At 69.6% G+C, this 18,367-nt stretch carries 11 protein-coding genes; 6 read left to right on the top strand and 5 right to left on the bottom strand.

The window, feature by feature from the left end; all coding sequences use genetic code 11:
- Positions 1–23 precede the first annotated feature (23 nt).
- From glgB to glgX, 3 genes are read right to left on the bottom strand one after another with little or no spacing between them, the layout of a single operon-like run.
- Positions 24–2,231 carry a 1,4-alpha-glucan branching protein GlgB gene (gene glgB / locus ACIPV2_RS05160; protein WP_400839099.1) on the bottom strand — a complete coding sequence of 736 codons (2,208 nt, stop codon included), beginning with the start codon at positions 2,229–2,231 and terminating at the stop codon, positions 24–26.
- Positions 2,228–4,312 (bottom strand): maltotransferase domain-containing protein, encoded by a 2,085-nt coding sequence (locus ACIPV2_RS05165; RefSeq protein ID WP_400839101.1) that lies wholly within the window; start codon positions 4,310–4,312, stop codon positions 2,228–2,230. The genes glgB and ACIPV2_RS05165 overlap by 4 nt, the downstream gene beginning before the upstream one ends.
- Positions 4,313–4,343: 31 nt before the next feature.
- Positions 4,344–6,413, bottom strand: coding sequence for a glycogen debranching protein GlgX (gene glgX, locus ACIPV2_RS05170; RefSeq protein WP_400839103.1), 2,070 nt, complete (start codon positions 6,411–6,413; stop codon positions 4,344–4,346).
- Between the two features lie 98 nt (positions 6,414–6,511).
- Between glgX and ACIPV2_RS05175 the strand changes: the two genes are divergently transcribed.
- The 3 genes from ACIPV2_RS05175 to ligA all read left to right on the top strand — a co-directional run bounded on the left by ACIPV2_RS05175 (position 6,512) and on the right by ligA (position 11,194).
- Positions 6,512–7,666, top strand: a complete 1,155-nt coding sequence (locus ACIPV2_RS05175; RefSeq protein ID WP_400839105.1) for a cysteine desulfurase family protein — start codon at positions 6,512–6,514, stop codon at positions 7,664–7,666.
- Positions 7,667–7,703: 37 nt separating this feature from the next.
- Positions 7,704–8,801, top strand: coding sequence for a tRNA 2-thiouridine(34) synthase MnmA (gene mnmA, locus ACIPV2_RS05180; protein WP_400839107.1), 1,098 nt, complete (start codon positions 7,704–7,706; stop codon positions 8,799–8,801).
- Positions 8,802–8,875: 74 nt separating this feature from the next.
- Positions 8,876–11,194, top strand: a complete 2,319-nt coding sequence (gene ligA / locus ACIPV2_RS05185) for an NAD-dependent DNA ligase LigA (RefSeq protein WP_400839109.1) — start codon at positions 8,876–8,878, stop codon at positions 11,192–11,194.
- A 115-nt stretch (positions 11,195–11,309) separates the two neighbouring features.
- Here ligA and ACIPV2_RS05190 read toward each other — a convergent pair whose 3' ends face one another.
- Together ACIPV2_RS05190 and ACIPV2_RS05195 are read right to left on the bottom strand one after the other, a co-directional pair.
- The gene (locus ACIPV2_RS05190) at positions 11,310–13,193 is read right to left on the bottom strand and encodes a DEAD/DEAH box helicase (RefSeq protein WP_400839111.1); all 1,884 of its coding nucleotides are present in this window, start codon (positions 13,191–13,193) and stop codon (positions 11,310–11,312) included.
- Positions 13,194–13,234: 41 nt separating this feature from the next.
- Positions 13,235–14,935: a long-chain-fatty-acid--CoA ligase gene (locus ACIPV2_RS05195; RefSeq protein WP_400839113.1), complete on the bottom strand. Its 1,701-nt coding sequence runs from the start codon at positions 14,933–14,935 to the stop codon at positions 13,235–13,237.
- A 48-nt stretch (positions 14,936–14,983) separates the two neighbouring features.
- Here ACIPV2_RS05195 and gatC point away from each other — a divergent pair, with 48 nt between their 5' ends.
- The 3 genes from gatC to gatB are packed head-to-tail and all read left to right on the top strand — an operon-like array spanning position 14,984 to position 18,353.
- Entirely contained in the window at positions 14,984–15,283 is a 300-nt protein-coding gene (gene gatC, locus ACIPV2_RS05200; protein WP_400839115.1) for an Asp-tRNA(Asn)/Glu-tRNA(Gln) amidotransferase subunit GatC, read from the top strand.
- On the top strand, positions 15,280–16,839 hold the full coding sequence (gatA, locus tag ACIPV2_RS05205; protein ID WP_400839117.1) for an Asp-tRNA(Asn)/Glu-tRNA(Gln) amidotransferase subunit GatA: 1,560 nt from the start codon (positions 15,280–15,282) through the stop codon (positions 16,837–16,839). Before gatC ends, gatA begins: the two co-directional genes overlap by 4 nt.
- Positions 16,839–18,353, top strand: coding sequence for an Asp-tRNA(Asn)/Glu-tRNA(Gln) amidotransferase subunit GatB (gatB, locus tag ACIPV2_RS05210; protein ID WP_101186515.1), 1,515 nt, complete (start codon positions 16,839–16,841; stop codon positions 18,351–18,353). Before gatA ends, gatB begins: the two co-directional genes overlap by 1 nt.
- The last annotated feature ends 14 nt before the right edge of the window (positions 18,354–18,367 follow it).

Consider the following 18,367-nt stretch of genomic DNA (forward strand, 5'->3'; position numbering starts at 1 on the left):
TTCTGGGGTCGGGCGCTCATCGTTCACCAGTGGCTCGGCGTCGGCAGGTGCGGATCGGGCTGGTACCGGAACCACAGCGTCGACAGCGCCGGAAGCGTGACGGTCGCGATCGCGGGATCGTCGTCGTTGGCTCTGTGGGCGCTGATCATTCCGAGGTTCCCGGCGTCGTTCCCGCCGAAGGCGGCGGCATCCGTGTTCAGGATCTCCTGCCAGGAGCCCTCCACAGGCAGGGCGATCCGGTATCCCGTGCGTGTCACGCCCGCGAAGTTGGAGATGACCACTAGGCGGCCGCCATGGGCATCCCGCCGCTCGAACGCGATCACGCTGGGATCCCAGCTGGGCGCTCCCAGACGCGAGAACGACGAGCCGTCGTTGTCGCGCTCCCAGAGCGGGGCCTGCGCACGGTAGACGGCGTTGAGCGAGCCGACCAGCTGCTGCAGCTGGGCGTGCGCCGGCTGGTCGAGCAGCCACCAGTCCAGCTCGCGGTCGACCGACCACTCGCCGATCTGACCGAACTCCTGACCCATGAACAGCAGCTTCTTGCCGGGATGACCCCACATGAAGCCGAGGTACGCGCGCAGGTTCGCGAGCTTGTGCGCGTGGTCGCCTGGCATCCGCGAGACCAGGGTGCCCTTGCCATGCACGACCTCGTCGTGGCTGATCGGCAGCATGTAGTTCTCGCCGAAGGCGTAGACAAACGAGAACGTCATCTCACCCTCATGGTGCGCGCGGTGCAGCGGGTCTCGCTTCATGTACTCGAGCGAGTCGTTCATCCACCCCATGTTCCACTTGAACCCGAAGCCGAGTCCGGCGTGGTTCGTGGGGGCGGTCACGCCGGGGAATGCCGTGGACTCCTCGGCGATCATGACGACGCCCTTGTGCTTGCGGTAAGCCGTGGCGTTGACCTCCTGCAGGAAGTGGATCGCCTCGAGGTTCTCGCGTCCGCCGTGGATGTTCGGCTCCCACTCGCCCGCCTTGCGCGAGTAGTCGAGGTAGAGCATCGAGGCGACGGCGTCGACGCGCAGACCGTCGATGTGGAACTCGCTGAGCCAGAACAGGGCGTTCGCCACGAGGAAGTTGCGCACTTCGCTGCGACCGTAGTCGAAGACCAGCGTGCCCCAGTCCTGATGCTCGCCGCGCCGAGGATCCGCGTGCTCGTACAGCGGGCTGCCGTCGAAGCGGGCCAGGGCGAACTCGTCCTTCGGGAAGTGGCCGGGCACCCAGTCCATGATCACGCCGATACCCGCCTGGTGGAGCCGGTCGATCAGGTACCTGAGGTCGTCGGGCGAGCCGAAGCGGCTCGTCGCGGCGTAGTACCCGCTCACCTGATACCCCCACGATCCGCCGAACGGATGCTCGGCGAGGGGCATGAACTCCACGTGGGTGAATCCCGTCGCCAGGACGTGCTCGATCAGGGGATCCGACGCGTCTCGGTAGGTGAGACCGCCGCGCCACGAGCCGAGGTGCACCTCGTAGACCGACATCGGCTGGGCGACCGCATGTGCGGCGGCGCGCCGGGTGAGCCAGGCCTCGTCGTTCCAGCGGTAGGCGCTCAGCGTGACGACCGAGGCGGTCGCCGGCGGCAACTCGGCCTGCTGCGCCATGGGGTCGGCTTTCTGCCGCCAGTGCCCGTCGGCGCCGAGGATCTCGTACTTGTAGCGCGCTCCGACAGGCACGTCGGGGATGAACAGCTCCCAGACGCCGCTCCCGCCCATCGAGCGCATGGCGTGACCTTCCCCGTTCCAGCCGTTGAAGTCGCCGACCACGCGCATCGACCTCGCGTTCGGGGCCCACACGGCGAAGTCCACGCCCTGCTCGCCGTCGAGAGCGCGGGGGTGCGCTCCGAGCACCTCCCACAGACGCTCGTGGCGTCCCTCGGCGATCAGGTGGATGTCGAGCTCCCCGACAGCGCTGAGGTGACGGTACGGGTCTCCGGCGATGGTCTCCTCGCCGCCGGAGTACGTCGTCGCAATGCGGTAGGGCACGGGCTGCCCGCTGTGGCTGCCCTCCCAGATCCCGTGCGCGACATGGGCGAGGTCGAGCCGGGAGCCGTCGTCGAAGACGGCCTGCACGGCTTCGGCGAACGGCCGGCGCGCGCGTATCGCGGTGGTGGTGCGACCGACGGAATCGGTGCGGGGATGCGCGCCGAGCACAGCATGCGGGTCGTGATGCGTGGATTGCGACACCGCCATCCACTCCGCCGACGCAGACACGTCTTCGAGATAGCTCATGATCGCTCCTTCACCTTCAGGATGTGCACCGGCTCGGCGAACGCGTCCAGCCGCACATAGTTGTGGTCGGTCCAGGTCCAGACTGCTCCGGTGAGCAGATCCTCGACCTTGAACGCGTCACCGGGTTCGATGCCCCACACCGTGGTGTCGAGGTGAACGGTCGTCTCGCGCACCGAGTGCGGGTCGACGTTCGCCACGACGATGATGGTGTCCGCGTTCCCGGTGCCGGTGAATGCGGCATCCAGATGCTTGGAGTACACCAGCACCGCATCGTCATCGCTCCAGTGCGCGGAGAAGTTGCGCAGCTGCCCCAGCGCCGGATGCTCGCGCCGGATCTCGTTCAGGCGCCGCAGCAGCGGCGCGAGGGACTCGCCGCGCTCCTCTGCGCCCTCCCAGTCGCGGAACTTGTACTCGTACTTCTCGTTGTCGATGTTCTCCTCGGAGCCGGGCCTGGCCACGTTCTCGATCAGCTCGTAACCCGCATACACGCCCCAGATCGGAGCCGCGGTCGCAGCGATGCAGGCCCGGATGCGGTACGCCGCGCGCCCGCCGAACTGCAGGTACTCGGTGAGGATGTCGTGCGTGTTCACGAACAGGTTCGGTCGCATGTAGTCGCTCGTCTCGTGCGACACCGAGGTGAGGAACTCCTCGAGCTCGGCCTTGGTGTTGCGCCAGGTGAAGTACGAGTAGCTCTGCTGGAAGCCGACCGCGGCGAGGGCCCGCATCACCGCGGGCCGGGTGAACGCCTCGGCGAGGAAGATCACGTCGGGGTCCTTCGCGTTGACCGCGGCGATCAGCCATTCCCAGAACTGCAGCGGCTTGGTGTGCGGGTTGTCGACGCGGAAGATCTTGACGCCGAGCGACACCCAGTGCATGACGACGCGCAGCATCTCGGCGTAGCTGCCGGCCGGGTCGTTGTCGAAGTTGATCGGGTAGATGTCCTGATATTTCTTCGGCGGGTTCTCGGCGTACGCGATGGTGCCGTCGGGAAGGGTGGTGAACCATTCCGGATGCTCGCTCACCCAGGGGTGATCGGGCGACGCCTGCAGCGCGAGGTCGAGGGCGACCTCGAGGCCCTCCTTCGCCGCGGCCCGGATGAAGGCGCGCAGATCCTTCTCCGTGCCGAGCTCCGGGTGGATCGCGTCGTGTCCGCCGTCGGGGGAGCCGATCGCGTACGGCGATCCTGGATCGCCGGGCTCGATGGTCAGGGTGTTGTTGCGACCCTTGCGATTCGTCGTGCCGATCGGGTGGATCGGCACGAGGTAGACCACGTCGAAGCCCATGCCCGCCACGCCCGGCAGGCGCTGCGCGGCGGAGCGGAACGTTCCGCTCTTCACTGTGCCGTCCTTGCGGCGCACCGCGCCCTCCGAGCGGGGGAAGAACTCGTACCAGGCGCCGACGCCCGCCCGCTGCCGCTCGACGCGCAGCGGCATCCAGTCGATGACCGATCCCAACGCGGCGAGGGGGCGGGCGGCGAACGCCTGGCCGAGCGCCGCGTCGACGGCGACGGCGCGCAGCGCCTCGGCATCCGACGCCTTCTGCGCCTTCCGCAGCATCGTCGCCGCAGCCCTCAGGATGCGGGTCTCGGCCGGGGGCCGGTCTGTCTCCTTGGCGGCCGCCGCGAGCAGCTGCACGCCCAGTGCGCACATCACCGGGATGTCGACTCCCGCGAGCGCCTTGACGTCGGCGGCGTGCGCCCACGTGCCGAAGTCATCCGAGAACGCCTCGAAACGGAAGCGCCAGTCGCCCGCGAGATCGAGCGCGACCGTCGTGCGCCACCGATCGCTGCCGTCGTCGAGCGGGGTGAGCCGGTGCAGCGTCTCGCGCCCGTCGGGGGATGAGAGGCGCAGATGCACGCCGATGAGGTCGTGCCCCTCGCGGAACGCCACGACGTCGAACGGCACGGCCTCTCCGACGAAGGCTTTCGCCGGGTACCCCTGAGGCACATGCGGTGTCGGCGAGAAGACCGGGATGCGCCCGGCTCTCAGGCCGGGATCGTGGGTCGTCTCGGCGGCAGGGCGCAGAGGGATCTGGGCGGGGCTTCTCAGACCCGCAGAGTCACGTGCTGTCGGTGCTGCCACACCTCGAATGTACCGTGCCTGGTGGTATGCGTCACTCGACCCGGAAGAGCTGCATCGACGTGCCCGCGATCGGGAGGACCTCTCCGGGCGAGTACCGGCGCTGCTCGTCGCGTGGCGTCTCATCTGCGCTGGACCAGAGCGACGTGAAGCCCGTCGCCCCTTCCAGCCCGTCAGGCAGGCGGACGTCGATCGAGGCCTCGGTGCCGTGCACGATCAGCAGGATGCGGTTGCTCTCGCCATCACGCGGGTCGCTCGTCGCGACGTACTGCAGGGTGCGATGGCGGGGGTCGTTCCACTGCTCGGACGCCATCGTCTCGCCGTTCTGGTCGAACCATTCCATCTCGGATGCCTCCGGGACGTGCTCGCCGAGCACCGCGAAGCGTGCGGGCCGCAGCGCGCGATTCTCGGCACGCAGGCGCGTGAGCCGGGTGACGTGTGCCAGCAGATCCTGCTGCCACGGCTCGTGAGACCAGCTCAGCCAGGTGAGGGGGGAGTCATGGCAGTAGGCGTTGTTGTTGCCCTTCTGCGTGCGCCCGAACTCGTCTCCCGCGGTGATCATCGGGATGCCCGCCGAGAGCAGCAGGGTGCCCATCAGGTTGCGCATCGCCCGGCGTCGTGCTGTGAGGATGGCGGGGTTGTCGGTCTCGCCCTCGACGCCATGGTTGAACGACCGGTTCACGTCCGCGCCGTCGCGGTTCTGCTCGCCGTTGGCTTCGTTGTGCTTGACGTCGTAGCTGACGAGGTCGTGCAGCGTGAAGCCGTCGTGCGCGGTGACGAAGTTGATGCTCGCCAGCGGACCGCGCTCCTGCGAGTAGGTGTTGGCGGAGCCGGCCAGACGATTGGCGAATCCGCCGATGCCGACGGGTGCGGTCGCGCGCCGGGCGTAGTCGATGTCGCTGAGCCAGAAGTTCCGGGCGCGGTCGCGGTAGCGGTCGTTCCACTCGCTCCATCCGGCGGGAAAGTTGCCGGTCTGCCAGCCGCCGAGTCCCACGTCCCACGGCTCGGCGATGATCTTCACGTCCTGCAGCGCCGGGTCCTCACCGATGGCCTGCAGGAGGGGATGCTCGCGGTCGTACTCATGGCCGGCGTCGCGGGCGAGAGAGGTGGCGAGGTCGAAGCGGAAGCCGTCGATCTGCATCTCGGTCGCCCAATAGCGCAGCGAGTCGAGAACGAGGCGCGCGGGCGCGTCGACCGACGTGTTGAGCGTGTTCCCGCATCCGGTGGTGTCGACGTAGGCGCCGTCCTCCAGCTGGCGATAGTAGAGGGCGTTGTCGATGCCACGGAAACTGGCTCGCGGGCCGCCGAGGCCCTCCTCGCTGGTGTGGTTGTAGACGACGTCGAGGATCACCTCGAGGCCCGCCTGGTGCAGCAGCTTGACCATGCCCTTGAACTCCGCGAGCACGGCCTCGGGGCCGGCGCGGCGCGCGGCCTCTGTGGCGTAGGCGGTGTGCGGCGTGAAGAAGTTGAGGGTGTTGTAGCCCCAGTAGTTCGTGAGTCCGCGCTCGAGCAGTCGGGGCTCGGGCACGAACGCCTGCACGGGCAGCAGCTCGACGCTGGTGACGCCCAGCTGCGTCAGGTACTCGGTCATCGCCGGGTGGGCGAGGCCGGCGTACGTGCCGTGCAGCGCAGCGGGCACACCGGGGTGACGCTTGGTGAGGCCCTTGATATGGCCCTCGTAGATGACGGTTTCGTCCATCGGCACCGCGGGCTTTTGCACATCTCCCCAGTCGAAGCCGTCGGCGATCACCACCGAGCGCCACTCCTGATACCCGCCGCCCTGCGCGAGGCCCCGAGAGTACGGGTCGAGCAGGAGGGTCTCGGAGTTGAAGACGTTGCCGGGACCGAGCGGTCCGTCCACGCGCAGCGCGTAGCGCGCACCCGCCCGCAGCAGGTCGGTCGTCGCCTCCCAGATGCCGCCTGTCCGCCGCTCGAGCGGCAGCGTCGCGATCTCCCAGTCGAGGTCGTCCCCGTCGAACACCACGAGTTCGATGGACGATGCGTTCCTGGACCAGACGCGCAGCGTTCCGCCACCGTCGTGCAGCCGCACGCCGAGGTTGTCGAGAGCGTCGCCGCCGAGGGGCGGTGCGGGCAGAGCGGGCATGGCCACCAGCCTAAACTGCCGACCCTCTGAAGATGAATCTGCGTCCCGCAGCCAATGATCCTCAGTCCCGCCGGGCGGCGCAGTGCGAGGATGGGAGGATGCGGCACTACCTCGATCACGCGGCGACGACTCCGCTGCGCGCCGGTGCCCGGGACGCCTGGATCGCGGCATCCGAGATCGTGGGCAACGCGTCGTCGACGCACGGCGCGGGCCAGGCTGCGCGCCGACTGCTCGAGGACTCACGCGAGCGGGCCGCCGCCGTCATCGGCTGCGATCCGATAGAGGTCGTGTTCACCTCGGGCGGCACCGAGTCGATCAACACCGCCCTTCGCGGCTTGTGGCGCTCGCGACCCGCGGACGCGGCGGCCATCGTCCTCCCCGATGCTGAACATCACGCCACCATGGACACCGTCGCGGCTCTCGAGCGGGAGGGCGTCCAGGTGCGTTCCGTGCGGGTGGACGCGCTCGGCCGGATCGACGTGCCGCTGTTCACCGGCGCGCTGCCCGGCGCGGCGCTGGCCACCGCCCTGGTCGCCAACAACGAGGTGGGCACGGTCAACGACGCGCCGGCGCTCGGCTTCGCCGCCGCCGCCGCGGGTGTCCCGCTGCACCTGGATGCGGTCGCCGCCTTCGGTCACCTGCCGCTCGCGTTCCGCGAGCTGCGAGGCGATGCGCCCGCCGGTGCCGGACTCGTCGCGATGAGCATCGCCGGCCACAAGATCGGCGCGCCGGTCGGAACGGGTGTGCTGGTCGCGGCCCGCAGCGCGCGGATCGCGCCGCTGCTGCACGGGGGATCGCACCAGCGCGGGCTGCGTGCGGGAACGCAGGATGTGCCCGGCGCGGCTGCCCTCGCCGTGGCGCTGGAGGAGAGCGACGCCGAACGCGAGCGCGAGAGCACCCGGCTCGCCGCGCTGCGGGACCGGCTCGTGGCGGGCGTCCTCGCCGCCGTCCCCTCGGCGTCGCTGCTCGGCGATCCGATCGATCGCCTGCCCGGCAATGCGCATCTGCTGTTCCCGGGGGCGGTGGGGGAGAGCCTGCTGTTCCTGCTCGACATGGCGGGCATCTCGGCGTCCACCGGCTCGGCCTGCCAGGCCGGGGTGGCCGAGCCCTCGCACGTGGTGCTGGCGATGGGGCGCCGCGAGCAGGATGCCCGGAGCGTGCTGCGGTTCACGCTCGGATCGACGTCGACCGAGGCGGATGTCGCCGCGGTGCTCGCCGCGATTCCGGATGCCGTGGCGCGAGCCTCGCGCTGAGGGGAGTCGCCCAGCCGGCGCTCGTAGACTGGAGTCCATGCGAGTTCTGGCGGCGATGAGCGGTGGTGTCGATTCGGCGGTGGCGGCGGCGCGCGCCGTCGATGCAGGACACGATGTCGTCGGCGTGCATCTGGCGCTGTCCCGGGCCGGCGGCACACTGCGCACCGGCAGTCGCGGCTGCTGCACGATCGAGGATGCGCTGGATGCCCGTCGCGTGGCCGATCTGCTCGGCATCCCGTTCTATGTCTGGGACTTCTCTGAGCGCTTCCGCGACGACGTCATCGAGGACTTCATCTCCGAGTACAAGGCCGGCCGCACGCCCAACCCCTGCCTGCGCTGCAACGAGAAGATCAAGTTCGCGGCCCTTCTCGAGCGCGCCATCGAGCTGGGCTTCGACGCCGTCTGCACCGGCCACTACGCGACCCTCGTCGACGGCTCGGGGGGGCTCGAGCTGCACCGGGCGTCGGATTCGGCCAAAGACCAGTCGTATGTGCTCGGGGTGCTGAACGCCGACCAGCTCGCACGAACCTACTTCCCGCTCGGCGACACGCCCTCGAAGGCGCTGGTGCGCGCTGAGGCGGCAGAGCGCGGCATCACGGTCGCCCAGAAGCCGGACAGCCACGACATCTGCTTCATCCCCGACGGCGACACGCGCGGATGGCTGGCGGAGAAGGTCGGCACCGAGACCGGCGACATCGTCGACCGCAGCGGCGGGGTCGTCGGCACGCACGAGGGCGCGCACGTGTTCACCGTCGGTCAGCGCCGTGGTCTGCGCCTGGGTGTGCCTGCTGCCGACGGCAAGCCGCGCTTCGTGCTCGAGGTGCGACCGGTGTCGAACACCGTGGTCGTCGGTCCGAAGGAGGCGCTGGCGATCGCCGAGATCGCGGGGGAGCGCTTCTCGTGGGCGGGTGCTGCGCCCGTGGCGTCCGACTTCGCGTGCGAGGTTCAGATCCGCGCCCATGCCGAACCCGTGCCCGCTCGCGCGCAGGTGACCGACACCGGGGTGCGCGTCGTGCCTGAGGTGCCGCTCGACGGCGTGGCGCCCGGTCAGAGCGCGGTCATCTACGTCGGCACGCGGGTGCTCGGGCAGTTCACGATCGACACCACAGTGTCGGCCGTCCCGGTCGGCGCCTGACGCCGGTCGGGCACTGCACGCGCGTGCGGCGTCAAGCCCCCTGGCTTGTCGGTGCTCGCTCGTAGACTTGGCGGGTGCCTGAGAACATCTCGCTGACCGACGCCCGCGCCGAAGCCGAAGAGCTCACGACCCGCATCCTCGAGGCGAAGGACGCCTACTACGGGCGAGACACGTCGCTCGTCGACGACGCGACGTACGACGGCTGGATGCGGCGGCTCGAAGAGCTCGAGCGTCTGCATCCCGAGCTGCAGGGGCAGGACTCGCCGACGCAGATGGTCGGCGCCGCGGAGGCAACCGGTCTCGCCACGATCGAGCACGCCGAGCGGATGCTGAGCCTCGACAACGTGTTCTCGCTCGACGAGCTGCGCGAGTGGGCGGCGAAGACCCAGGCATCCGCCGGGCGAGAGGTCGCCTGGCTGACCGAGCTGAAGATCGACGGTCTGGCGATCAACCTGCGATACGAGAACGGTGTGCTGACCTCGGCCGCGACCCGCGGCGATGGTCGCGTCGGCGAGATCGTCACCGAGAACGCCCTGCGTCTCGCCGACATCCCCGAGCGGCTGAGCGGCGAAGGCCATCCGGAGATCGTCGAGGTGCGTGGCGAGGTGTTCATCCCCGTCGCGGCCTTCGAGCGCCTCAACGCCGCGCAGGCGTCGTTCCGCGATCGCGTCTACGCGGAGGCGCGCGATAGGTGGGAGACGCGCGGCGGCGCGAAGAAGCCCTTCGACGATGAGAAGGCCCGTACCGCCGCGGCCCGCCGCTTCCCTGCCTTCGCCAACCCGCGCAACGCCGCGAGTGGTGGCCTGCGGCAGCAGATCGACAAGAAGACGGGTCTCGAGCTCGAAGCCGGTCTGCTGCGCATCGAGTCGCTGTCGCTGTACGTGCACGGCGTTGGCGCCTGGACGAACCCGCCGGTCGCCGCGCAGAGCGAGGTGTACGAGCTGCTGGCCCAGTGGGGCCTGCCGACCAGCCCGCACACCAAGGTGTGCCGCAGCATCGACGAGGTCGAGGAGTACGTGGCGCACTTCGGCGAGCACCGCCACGACATCGAGCACGAGCTCGACGGAATCGTCGTCAAGGTCGATGAGCTCGCGCTGCACGACGAGCTCGGGACGACCAGCCGCGCACCCCGCTGGGCGATCGCCTACAAGTACCCGCCGGAAGAGGTGCAGACCCGGCTTCTCGACATCGTCGTCTCGGTGGGACGCACCGGTCGCGCCACCCCGTTCGCGGTCATGCAGCCGGCGCAGGTCGCCGGCTCCGTCGTGCGCCAGGCGACCCTGCACAACAAGGACGTCGTGAAGGCGAAGGGCGTGCTGATCGGCGACACCGTCGTGCTGCGCAAGGCCGGCGACGTGATCCCCGAGGTGCTCGGCCCGGTGGTCGACAAGCGCGACGGCACCGAGCGCGAGTTCGTCATGCCCGACGCGTGCCCCGAGTGCGGCACGCCCTTGCGGCCCATGAAGGAGGGCGACATCGACCTCCGCTGCCCGAACGCGCGCTCCTGCCCTGCCCAGGTGCGCGGTCGTGTCGAGCACATCGGATCCCGTGGCGCGCTCGATGTGGAGGCGCTCGGCGAGGTGACCGCTGCGGCGCTGACTCAGCCCACTCGCCCGGCTGATCCGCCGCTGGAGACCGAGGCGGGCCTCTTCGATCTCACGCTCGAGCAGATCGTGCCCATCGAGGTGGTCGTGCGCGACTCCGAGACCGGACTGGCCAAGGAAGACGACGACGGCGTCGTCAAGATGCGGGCGCCCTTCCGCCGCAACGCCAGCGCAGCCGAGAAGAAGCAGGGACTCGATGGTCCCCAGCCCTCATCGCAGGCGGTGAAACTGCTCGCCGAGCTCGAGAAGGCGAAGACCAAGGAGCTCTGGCGGCTTCTCGTCTCGCTGAACATCCGCCACGTCGGCCCGGTCGCCGCCCGCGCGCTCGCGCAGTGGTTCGGCTCGCTGGATGCCATCCGCGCGGCGAGCCGCGACGAGCTGGCCGCTGTGGAGGGCGTCGGCGGGATCATCGCGGATTCGCTGCTCAGCTGGTTCGAGGTCGACTGGCACCAGGAGATCGTGCAGCAGTGGGCGGATGCCGGGGTGCAGTGGGCGACGCCAGGGCATCCCGGTCCCGGAGCCGCCACGGTCGAGGGCGGAGTGCTCGACGGACTCACCGTGGTCGCCACGGGAAGCCTGGAGGGCTACTCGCGTGAGGGCGCGCAGGAGGCGATCATGAAGGCCGGCGGCAAGGCGGCATCCTCCGTGTCGAAGAAGACCGACTTCGTGGCTGCGGGTCCCGGCGCCGGCTCCAAGCTCGCCAAGGCCGAGGCGCTCGGGCTGCGCATCCTCGACGCCGCCCAGTTTCACATCCTCGTCACCCAGGGCCCGGACGCGCTCGACGCCTGACCCGCGTCAGGGAGCACTCCGCACAGAAAGCGCCTCGCGCGGACGGATCCTCAGCATCCGTCCGCGCGAGGCGCACCGTCCCGTACCCGGCGCACGCGAGCGTGCGCCGGGGGGTTCAGTTCTTGTGGCGTGGCTTGCGGGCCGGCCGGTCGTCGCGCGCGTGGTCATCGCGGGAGCCGCGGTCGTCGCGGGAGTAGCCGCGGCCGCCCCGGTCGTCCCGGTCGTATCCGCCGCGGTCGTCGCGGTCGCGGGGTGCGCGGCGGTTCGGCACGCCGCGGTCGGGGCGGATCTCGATGAGCTTGCCCGAGATGCGGGTGTCGCGCAGCTTGTCGAGCACGGACGGATCCATGTTCACCGGCAGTTCGACGATCGAGAAGTCCGGCTTGATGGCGATCGCGCCGAAGTCGTCACGGCCGAGGCCGCCCTCGTTAGCCAGGGCGCCGACGATCTGACGCGGCTCGACGCGGTGACGGCGGCCGACCTCGATGCGGTAGGGCGCGTAGTCGCCGCGGCCGCGACGCTCCCGCGGGGCCCGGTCGCCCCGGTCGCCGCGGTCGTTGGACCGGTCGCTGCGCTCGCGCGGCGGACGGTTGTCCCGCTCCACCGCGCGCGACAGCTCGTCGTTCTCGGGGTCGAGCAGCAGCGGTGTCTCACCCTGGGCGACCACGGCCAGCGCCGCGGCGACATCCGCCTCGGGAACGTCGTGGTTGCGCACGTAGTGCGCGATGATGTCGCGGAACGCCTCGATGCGGCGGGTCTCCTCGAGAGCGGACGTGATGGCGTCGTCGAAGCGGGCGAGACGAGTGGTGTTCACGTCTTCGGTGGTCGGCAGCTGCATCTGGGCCGGCGCTTGGCGCGTGGCCTTCTCGATGTGCTTGAGCAGGTAGCGCTCGCGCGGGGTGATGAAGCTGATCGCGTCTCCGGTGCGGCCGGCACGGCCGGTGCGGCCGATGCGGTGCACGTACGACTCGGTGTCGGTGGGGATGTCGAAGTTGACGACGTGGCTGATGCGCTCCACGTCGAGACCGCGTGCGGCGACATCCGTGGCGACGAGGATGTCGAGCTTGCCGTCCTTGAGCTGGTTGACGCTGCGCTCACGCTGCACCTGCGGCACGTCGCCGTTGATGGCGGCGGCGGAGTAGCCGCGAGCGCGCAGCTTCTCGGCCAGGGTCTCCGTCTCGTTCTTCGTGCGGACGAAGACGATCATCCCGTCGAAGTTCTCGATCTCGAGGATGCGGGTCAGGGCATCCACCTTCTGCGCGTACGAGACGACGAGGTAGCGCTGAGTGATGTTCGTGTTGGTCGCGGTCTTCGACTTGACCGTGATCTCCTCGGGGTCGCGCAGGTACTGCTGCGCGAGCCGGCGGATGCTGGCGGGCATGGTCGCCGAGAACAGGGCGACCTGCTTCTCCTCCGGCGTCTGCGCGAGGATCTGCTCGACGTCCTCGGCGAAGCCCATCTTCAGCATCTCGTCGGCCTCATCCAGCACGAGGTACTTCAGTTCGGAGAGGTCGAGGGTCCCCTTCGCCAGGTGATCCATGATGCGACCCGGGGTGCCGACGACGACATCCACGCCCCGGCGCAGCGCCGACAGCTGCACGCCGTAGCCCTGCCCGCCGTAGACGGGCAGCACGTGCACGCCCTTCATCTTGGTGGAGTACGCCTCGAACGCCTCGCACACCTGCAGCGCCAGCTCGCGCGTGGGAGCGAGCACGAGTGCTTGCGGGGTCTTCTGGCCCGGCTCGAGGCGCTCGAGCACGGGGAGTGCGAATGCCGCGGTCTTGCCGGTTCCGGTCTGCGCCATGCCGACCACGTCGCGGCCGCGCAGCAGAGTGGGGATGGTCGCCGCCTGGATGGGGGAGGGCGTCTCGTAGCCGAGGTCCTTGATCGCCTTGAGCAGCGATCCGGTGATGCCCAGCTCCTCGAATCCGGGAGAGGTCACGATCTCGTCGGAGGTCTCGGGCGCGTCGGGTGCAGGGGCGATGTCGTCGGCAGTCACCTGTCAACGATAGTGGGTGCGGATGTGAGAGTGCTGGCCACTCAGCTGCCCGAGGTCAGCGCCAGCAGGCGCTCCTTCACCTCGCGGCGCAGCACCTTGCCGATCAGCGACGTCGGCAGCTCGTCGACGACGAAGAGTCGCCGCGGCACCTTGTACGGGGTGAGGATGCCGCGCACGAAGGCGCGGATCGCCTCGACGTCGACGTCCTTGCCGTCCTCCACGACGATCGCCGCGACGACCTCCTCACCGGAGCGGTCGCTGGACAGCCCCACCACGGCTGCGTCGATGACATCCGGATGCTGGCGCAGGGCGCCCTCGACCTCGGTCGGCGCCACATTGAAGCCGCCCGTGATGATGAGCTCCTTGATGCGGTCGACGATGCGCACGAAGCCGGCGTCGTCGATCGTGACGATGTCGCCGGTGCGGAACCAGCCGTCGACGAACACCGCCTCGGTCTCCTCCGGCTTGCCGTAGTAGCCGGAGAACACCTGAGGGCCGCGCACGATCAGCTCGCCGGCAGAGCCTGCCGCCACGTCGACGGTCGGATTCTCGGGGTCGACGACGCGGCACTCCGTTCCCGGCAGCGGCAGGCCGACTGTGCCGGCCACGCGATGGCCGGCGACCGGGTTGGCCATCAGCACGGGGGAGCACTCGCTCAGACCGTAGCCCTCGACGAGGTAGCCGCCGGTGGCCTCCTCGAAAGGCACCACGAGCTGGTGCGACAGTGCCATCGCACCGGAGATCGCGACCTCGGTGCCGGCGAGCGAGACGCCCTTCTCCTTCGCCGCGGCCAGCAGCCGCTCGGCGATCGGCGGCACCAGGGGCAGGAAGGTCGCCGGGTGCTTCTTGGCGACCTGCAGCACGAGGTCGGGTTCGAACTTCGGGAAGAGCACGAGCCGCGCACCCATCGACATGGCGAAGGTGAGGCACAGCGTGAGTCCGTACGCGTGGAACATGGGCAGCACGGCGTACACGACGCAGCCGTCGCCTCGTGTGATCGACGGCACCCACGCCCGCGCCTGCGCGGCGTTGGCGAGCAGGTTGCGGTGGGTGAGCGAGGCGCCCTTGGGCGTGCCCGTGGTGCCGGAGGTGTACTGGATGATCGCGAGGTCGTCGGTGCCGGGTCGCGGGTGCGATGCCGGCAGCGGTGCGCACTCCCCGAGCGAGTCCCAGCTGATCGCCCCGCGCACCTTCGCGGTCAGCGCCGCACGCGACTCCCGGGCCTTCGCGATCGGCAGTCTCAGCATCAGCTGCATCCTGCGCGGCATGGCCGTCGTCACGTCGACCGAGATCAGGCTCTTGACCGCCAGATCGGCCGGGAACGCCTGTACGGTCTCGGCGACCTTGCTCCAGACGATGGCGTGCCTGGCGCCGTGGTCCTCGAACTGCTTGCGCAGCTCTCGGGGCGTGTAGAGCGGGTTGTGCTCGATCACCACAGCACCGAGACGAAGGACGGCGTAGAAGGCGATGATGTGCTGCGGGCAGTTCGGCAGCACGATGGCCACCGGGTCGCCCGGGCCCACACCGAGATCGCGCAGCCCGGCGGCGGCGCGCTCGATGGCATCCTGCATCTCGCGGTAGGTCGTCTCGCGTCCGAAGAACTGCAGCGCCGGGGCGTCCGGGTAGTCGCGCACCGAGGCCTCGACGATGTCGATCAGCGAACCGGTCACCTCGGGAAGGTCCTGCGGGACCCCTTCGGCGTAGCTTGCGGTCCATGGGCGAGGAGGAGCGAACTCGGTCACGCGTCTCAGCTTACGTGTGCGCGCGTCACGCTCTCGTAGACTGGTGTGGTGTCTGAAATCACCCCTGATCTTGTGCGCCATCTCGGCGTGCTCGCGCGCATCCAGCTCTCCGACGGCGAGGTGACTCAGCTGACCGGTCAGCTCGACGCCATCGTCGACAACATCGCCAAGGTGTCGCAGGTCGCCACGCCTGACGTCGCCGCCACGAGCCACCCGATCGCGATGAGCAACGTCTACCGCCCCGACGAGGTCGGCCAGCCCCTCACGCTCGAGCAGGTGCTGCAGAACGCCCCGGATGCCGCCGATGGCCGCTTCCGCGTGACCGCGATCCTGGGAGAAGAGCAGTGAGCGACATCATCCGACTGACCGCCGCCGAGCTCGGCGAGAAGATCTCCGCGGGCGAGATCTCCAGCGTCGAGGCGACTCAGGCGCATCTCGACCGCATCGCCGCCGTCGACGGAGACGTGCACGCATTCCTGCACGTGAACGAGCACGCACTCGCGGCGGCCGCCGAGGTCGACGCGCGCCGTGCGGCGGGGGAGCAGCTCGGCCCGATCGCCGGCGTCCCGCTTGCGGTCAAGGACGTGCTCGTCACCACCGACATGCCCTCAACGAGCGGCTCGAAGATCCTCGAGGGCTACATGTCGCCGTTCGACGCCACCGTCGTGGCGCGCTCTCGAGCGGCCGGCTTGGTGCCGCTCGGCAAGACGAACATGGACGAGTTCGCCATGGGCTCGTCGACGGAGTTCTCCGCCTACGGTCCGACCCGAAACCCGTGGGACCTCGACCGCATCCCCGGGGGCTCCGGTGGAGGCTCGGCCGCTGCCGTCGCGGCCTTCGAGGCACCGCTCGCGCTCGGCTCCGACACGGGCGGATCGATCCGTCAGCCCGCCCACGTCACCGGCACCGTCGGCATCAAGCCCACGTATGGCGGCGTGAGCCGCTATGGCGCGATCGCGCTGGCATCCAGCCTCGACCAGGTCGGACCGGTGACCCGAACCGTCCTCGACGCCGGGCTGCTGCACGATGTGATCGGCGGTCACGACCCGCAGGACTCGACCTCGCTCGCGCAGGAATGGCCGTCGTTCGCGGCGGCAGCGCGCGAGGGCGCCACCGGTCAGGTGCTCAAGGGGCTCAGGGTGGGCGTGATCAAGGAGCTGCCTGACTCCGGCTTCCAGGCGGGCGTCGCGGCATCGTTCCGCGAGTCGCTGGCCGTCATGGAGGCGCAGGGTGCGGAGATCGTCGAGATCTCGGCCCCGCACTTCGAGTACGGGGTCGCCGCGTACTACCTGATCCTGCCCGCGGAGGCGTCGAGCAACCTCGCGAAGTTCGACTCGGTGCGCTTCGGTCTGCGCGTCACCCCCGACGGCAACCCGACGGTGGAGGACGTCATGTCCGCGACGCGCGACGCCGGCTTCGGTCCTGAGGTCAAGCGGCGCATCATCCTCGGCACCTACGCTCTGTCTGCCGGCTACTACGACGCGTACTACGGCAGCGCGCAGAAGGTGCGCACGCTCATCCAGCAGGACTTCGACGCCGCCTTCGCGCAGGTCGACGTGATCGCCACGCCCTCGGCGCCCACGACGGCGTTCCGCATCGGCGAGAAGGTCGACGACCCGCTGCAGATGTACCTGAACGACCTGACGACGATCCCCGCGAACCTCGCCGGTGTGCCGGGCATCTCGATCCCCTCGGGCGTGGCAGCCGAAGACGGTCTTCCCGTCGGCATCCAGTTCCTCGCGCCTGCGCACGAGGACGCTCGTCTGTACCGCGTCGGCGCCGCCCTGGAGGCGGCGCTGGTCGATTCGTGGGGCGCGCCGCTGCTGTCGAAGGCGCCCGCCCTTCGACAGGCTCAGGGACCCAAGGAACAGGCTCAGGGACCCAAGCAGGGAGGAACCCGCTGATGGCAACCGCCAAGCTCATGGACTTCGACAAGGCCCTCGAGATGTTCGAGCCGGTGCTCGGCTTCGAGGTGCACGTCGAGCTGAACACCCGCACCAAGATGTTCTCGGATGCCCCGAACCCGGCGAACGACGAGTTCCACGGCGCCGAGCCGAACACGCTCATCGCCCCCGTCGACCTCGGCCTGCCGGGATCCCTGCCTGTGGTCAACGCGACCGCGGTGCGCTCGTCGATCAGCCTGGGCCTGGCGCTCGGCTGCTCGATCGCCGAGTCCAGCCGCTTCGCGCGGAAGAACTACTTCTACCCGGACCTGGGCAAGAACTACCAGATCTCGCAGTACGACGAGCCGATCGCGTTCGAGGGGTCGGTCGAGGTCGAGCTCGAGGACGGCACTCTGGTGACGATCCCCGTCGAGCGCGCGCACATGGAGGAGGACGCCGGCAAGCTCACCCACATGGGCGGAGCCACCGGCCGCATCCAGGGTGCCGAGTACTCGCTGGTGGACTACAACCGCGCGGGTGTCCCGCTCGTGGAGATCGTCACCAAGCCGATCTTCGGCGCCGAGCACCGTGCCCCCGAGTATGCGAAGGCGTACATCGCCGCGATCCGCGACATCGTGCGCGGCCTCGGCATCTCGGAGGCGCGTCTCGAGCGCGGCAACCTGCGCTGCGACGCGAACGTGTCGCTGCGCCCCCGTGGCCAGGAGAAGCTCGGCACCCGCACCGAGACGAAGAACGTCAACTCGATGCGCTCGGTCGAGCGGGCCGTGCGCTACGAGATCCAGCGCCAGGCCGCGATCCTCGCCGACGGCGGGACGATCATCCAGGAGACGCGTCACTGGCACGAGGACACCGGCACCACATCGCCGGGCCGCCCGAAGTCGGATGCCGACGACTACCGCTACTTCCCGGAGCCCGACCTGCTGCCCGTGCAGCCGTCGCGCGAGCTCGTGGAGGAGCTGCGGGCCGCTCTGCCGGAGCAGCCACTGGCGCGGCGCCGTCGCCTGAAGGCCGACTGGGGCTTCACAGACCTGGAGTTCCAGGACGTGCGCAACGGCGGTCTGATCGACGAGGTCGAGGCGACGATCGCGGCCGGTGCCGCACCGGCCGCTGCGCGCAAGTGGTGGACGGGTGAGATCACGCGCATCGCGAACGCGCAGGAGCGGGAGGCCCCTGGTCTCGTCTCGCCCGCCGATGTCGCAGCTCTGCAGGGACTGGTGGATGCCGGCACGCTGACCGACAAGCTCGCCCGTCAGGTGCTCGAGGGCGTCATCGCCGGCGAGGGATCGCCGCAGCAGGTCGTCGACTCGCGCGGCCTGGCCGTCGTCTCGGACGACGGCGCGCTGATCGCCGCGATCGACGACGCGTTCGCCGCGCAGCCGGACGTGCTGGCGAAGATCAAGGACGGCAAGGTCCAGGCGGCGGGCGCTGTGATCGGCGCCGTGATGAAGGCGATGAAGGGTCAGGCCGACGCTGCGCGCGTGCGCGAGCTGATCCTCGAGCGCGCCGCACAGTGACCTCTGCGGTGCCA

This window comes from Microbacterium sp. NPDC089987, assembly GCF_044748505.1.
Taxonomy (GTDB): domain Bacteria; phylum Actinomycetota; class Actinomycetes; order Actinomycetales; family Microbacteriaceae; genus Microbacterium.

Bases quoted from the DNA above. Each gene is read 5' to 3' on its own strand.
- glgB (WP_400839099.1), bottom strand. From the start codon at position 2,231: ATGAGCTATCTCGAAGACGTGTCTGCGTCGGCGGAGTGGATGGCGGTG.
- glgX (WP_400839103.1), bottom strand. From the start codon at position 6,413: ATGCCCGCTCTGCCCGCACCGCCCCTCGGCGGCGACGCTCTCGACAAC.
- ACIPV2_RS05175 (WP_400839105.1), top strand. From the start codon at position 6,512: ATGCGGCACTACCTCGATCACGCGGCGACGACTCCGCTGCGCGCCGGT.
- mnmA (WP_400839107.1), top strand. From the start codon at position 7,704: ATGCGAGTTCTGGCGGCGATGAGCGGTGGTGTCGATTCGGCGGTGGCG.
- gatB (WP_101186515.1), top strand. From the start codon at position 16,839: ATGGCAACCGCCAAGCTCATGGACTTCGACAAGGCCCTCGAGATGTTC.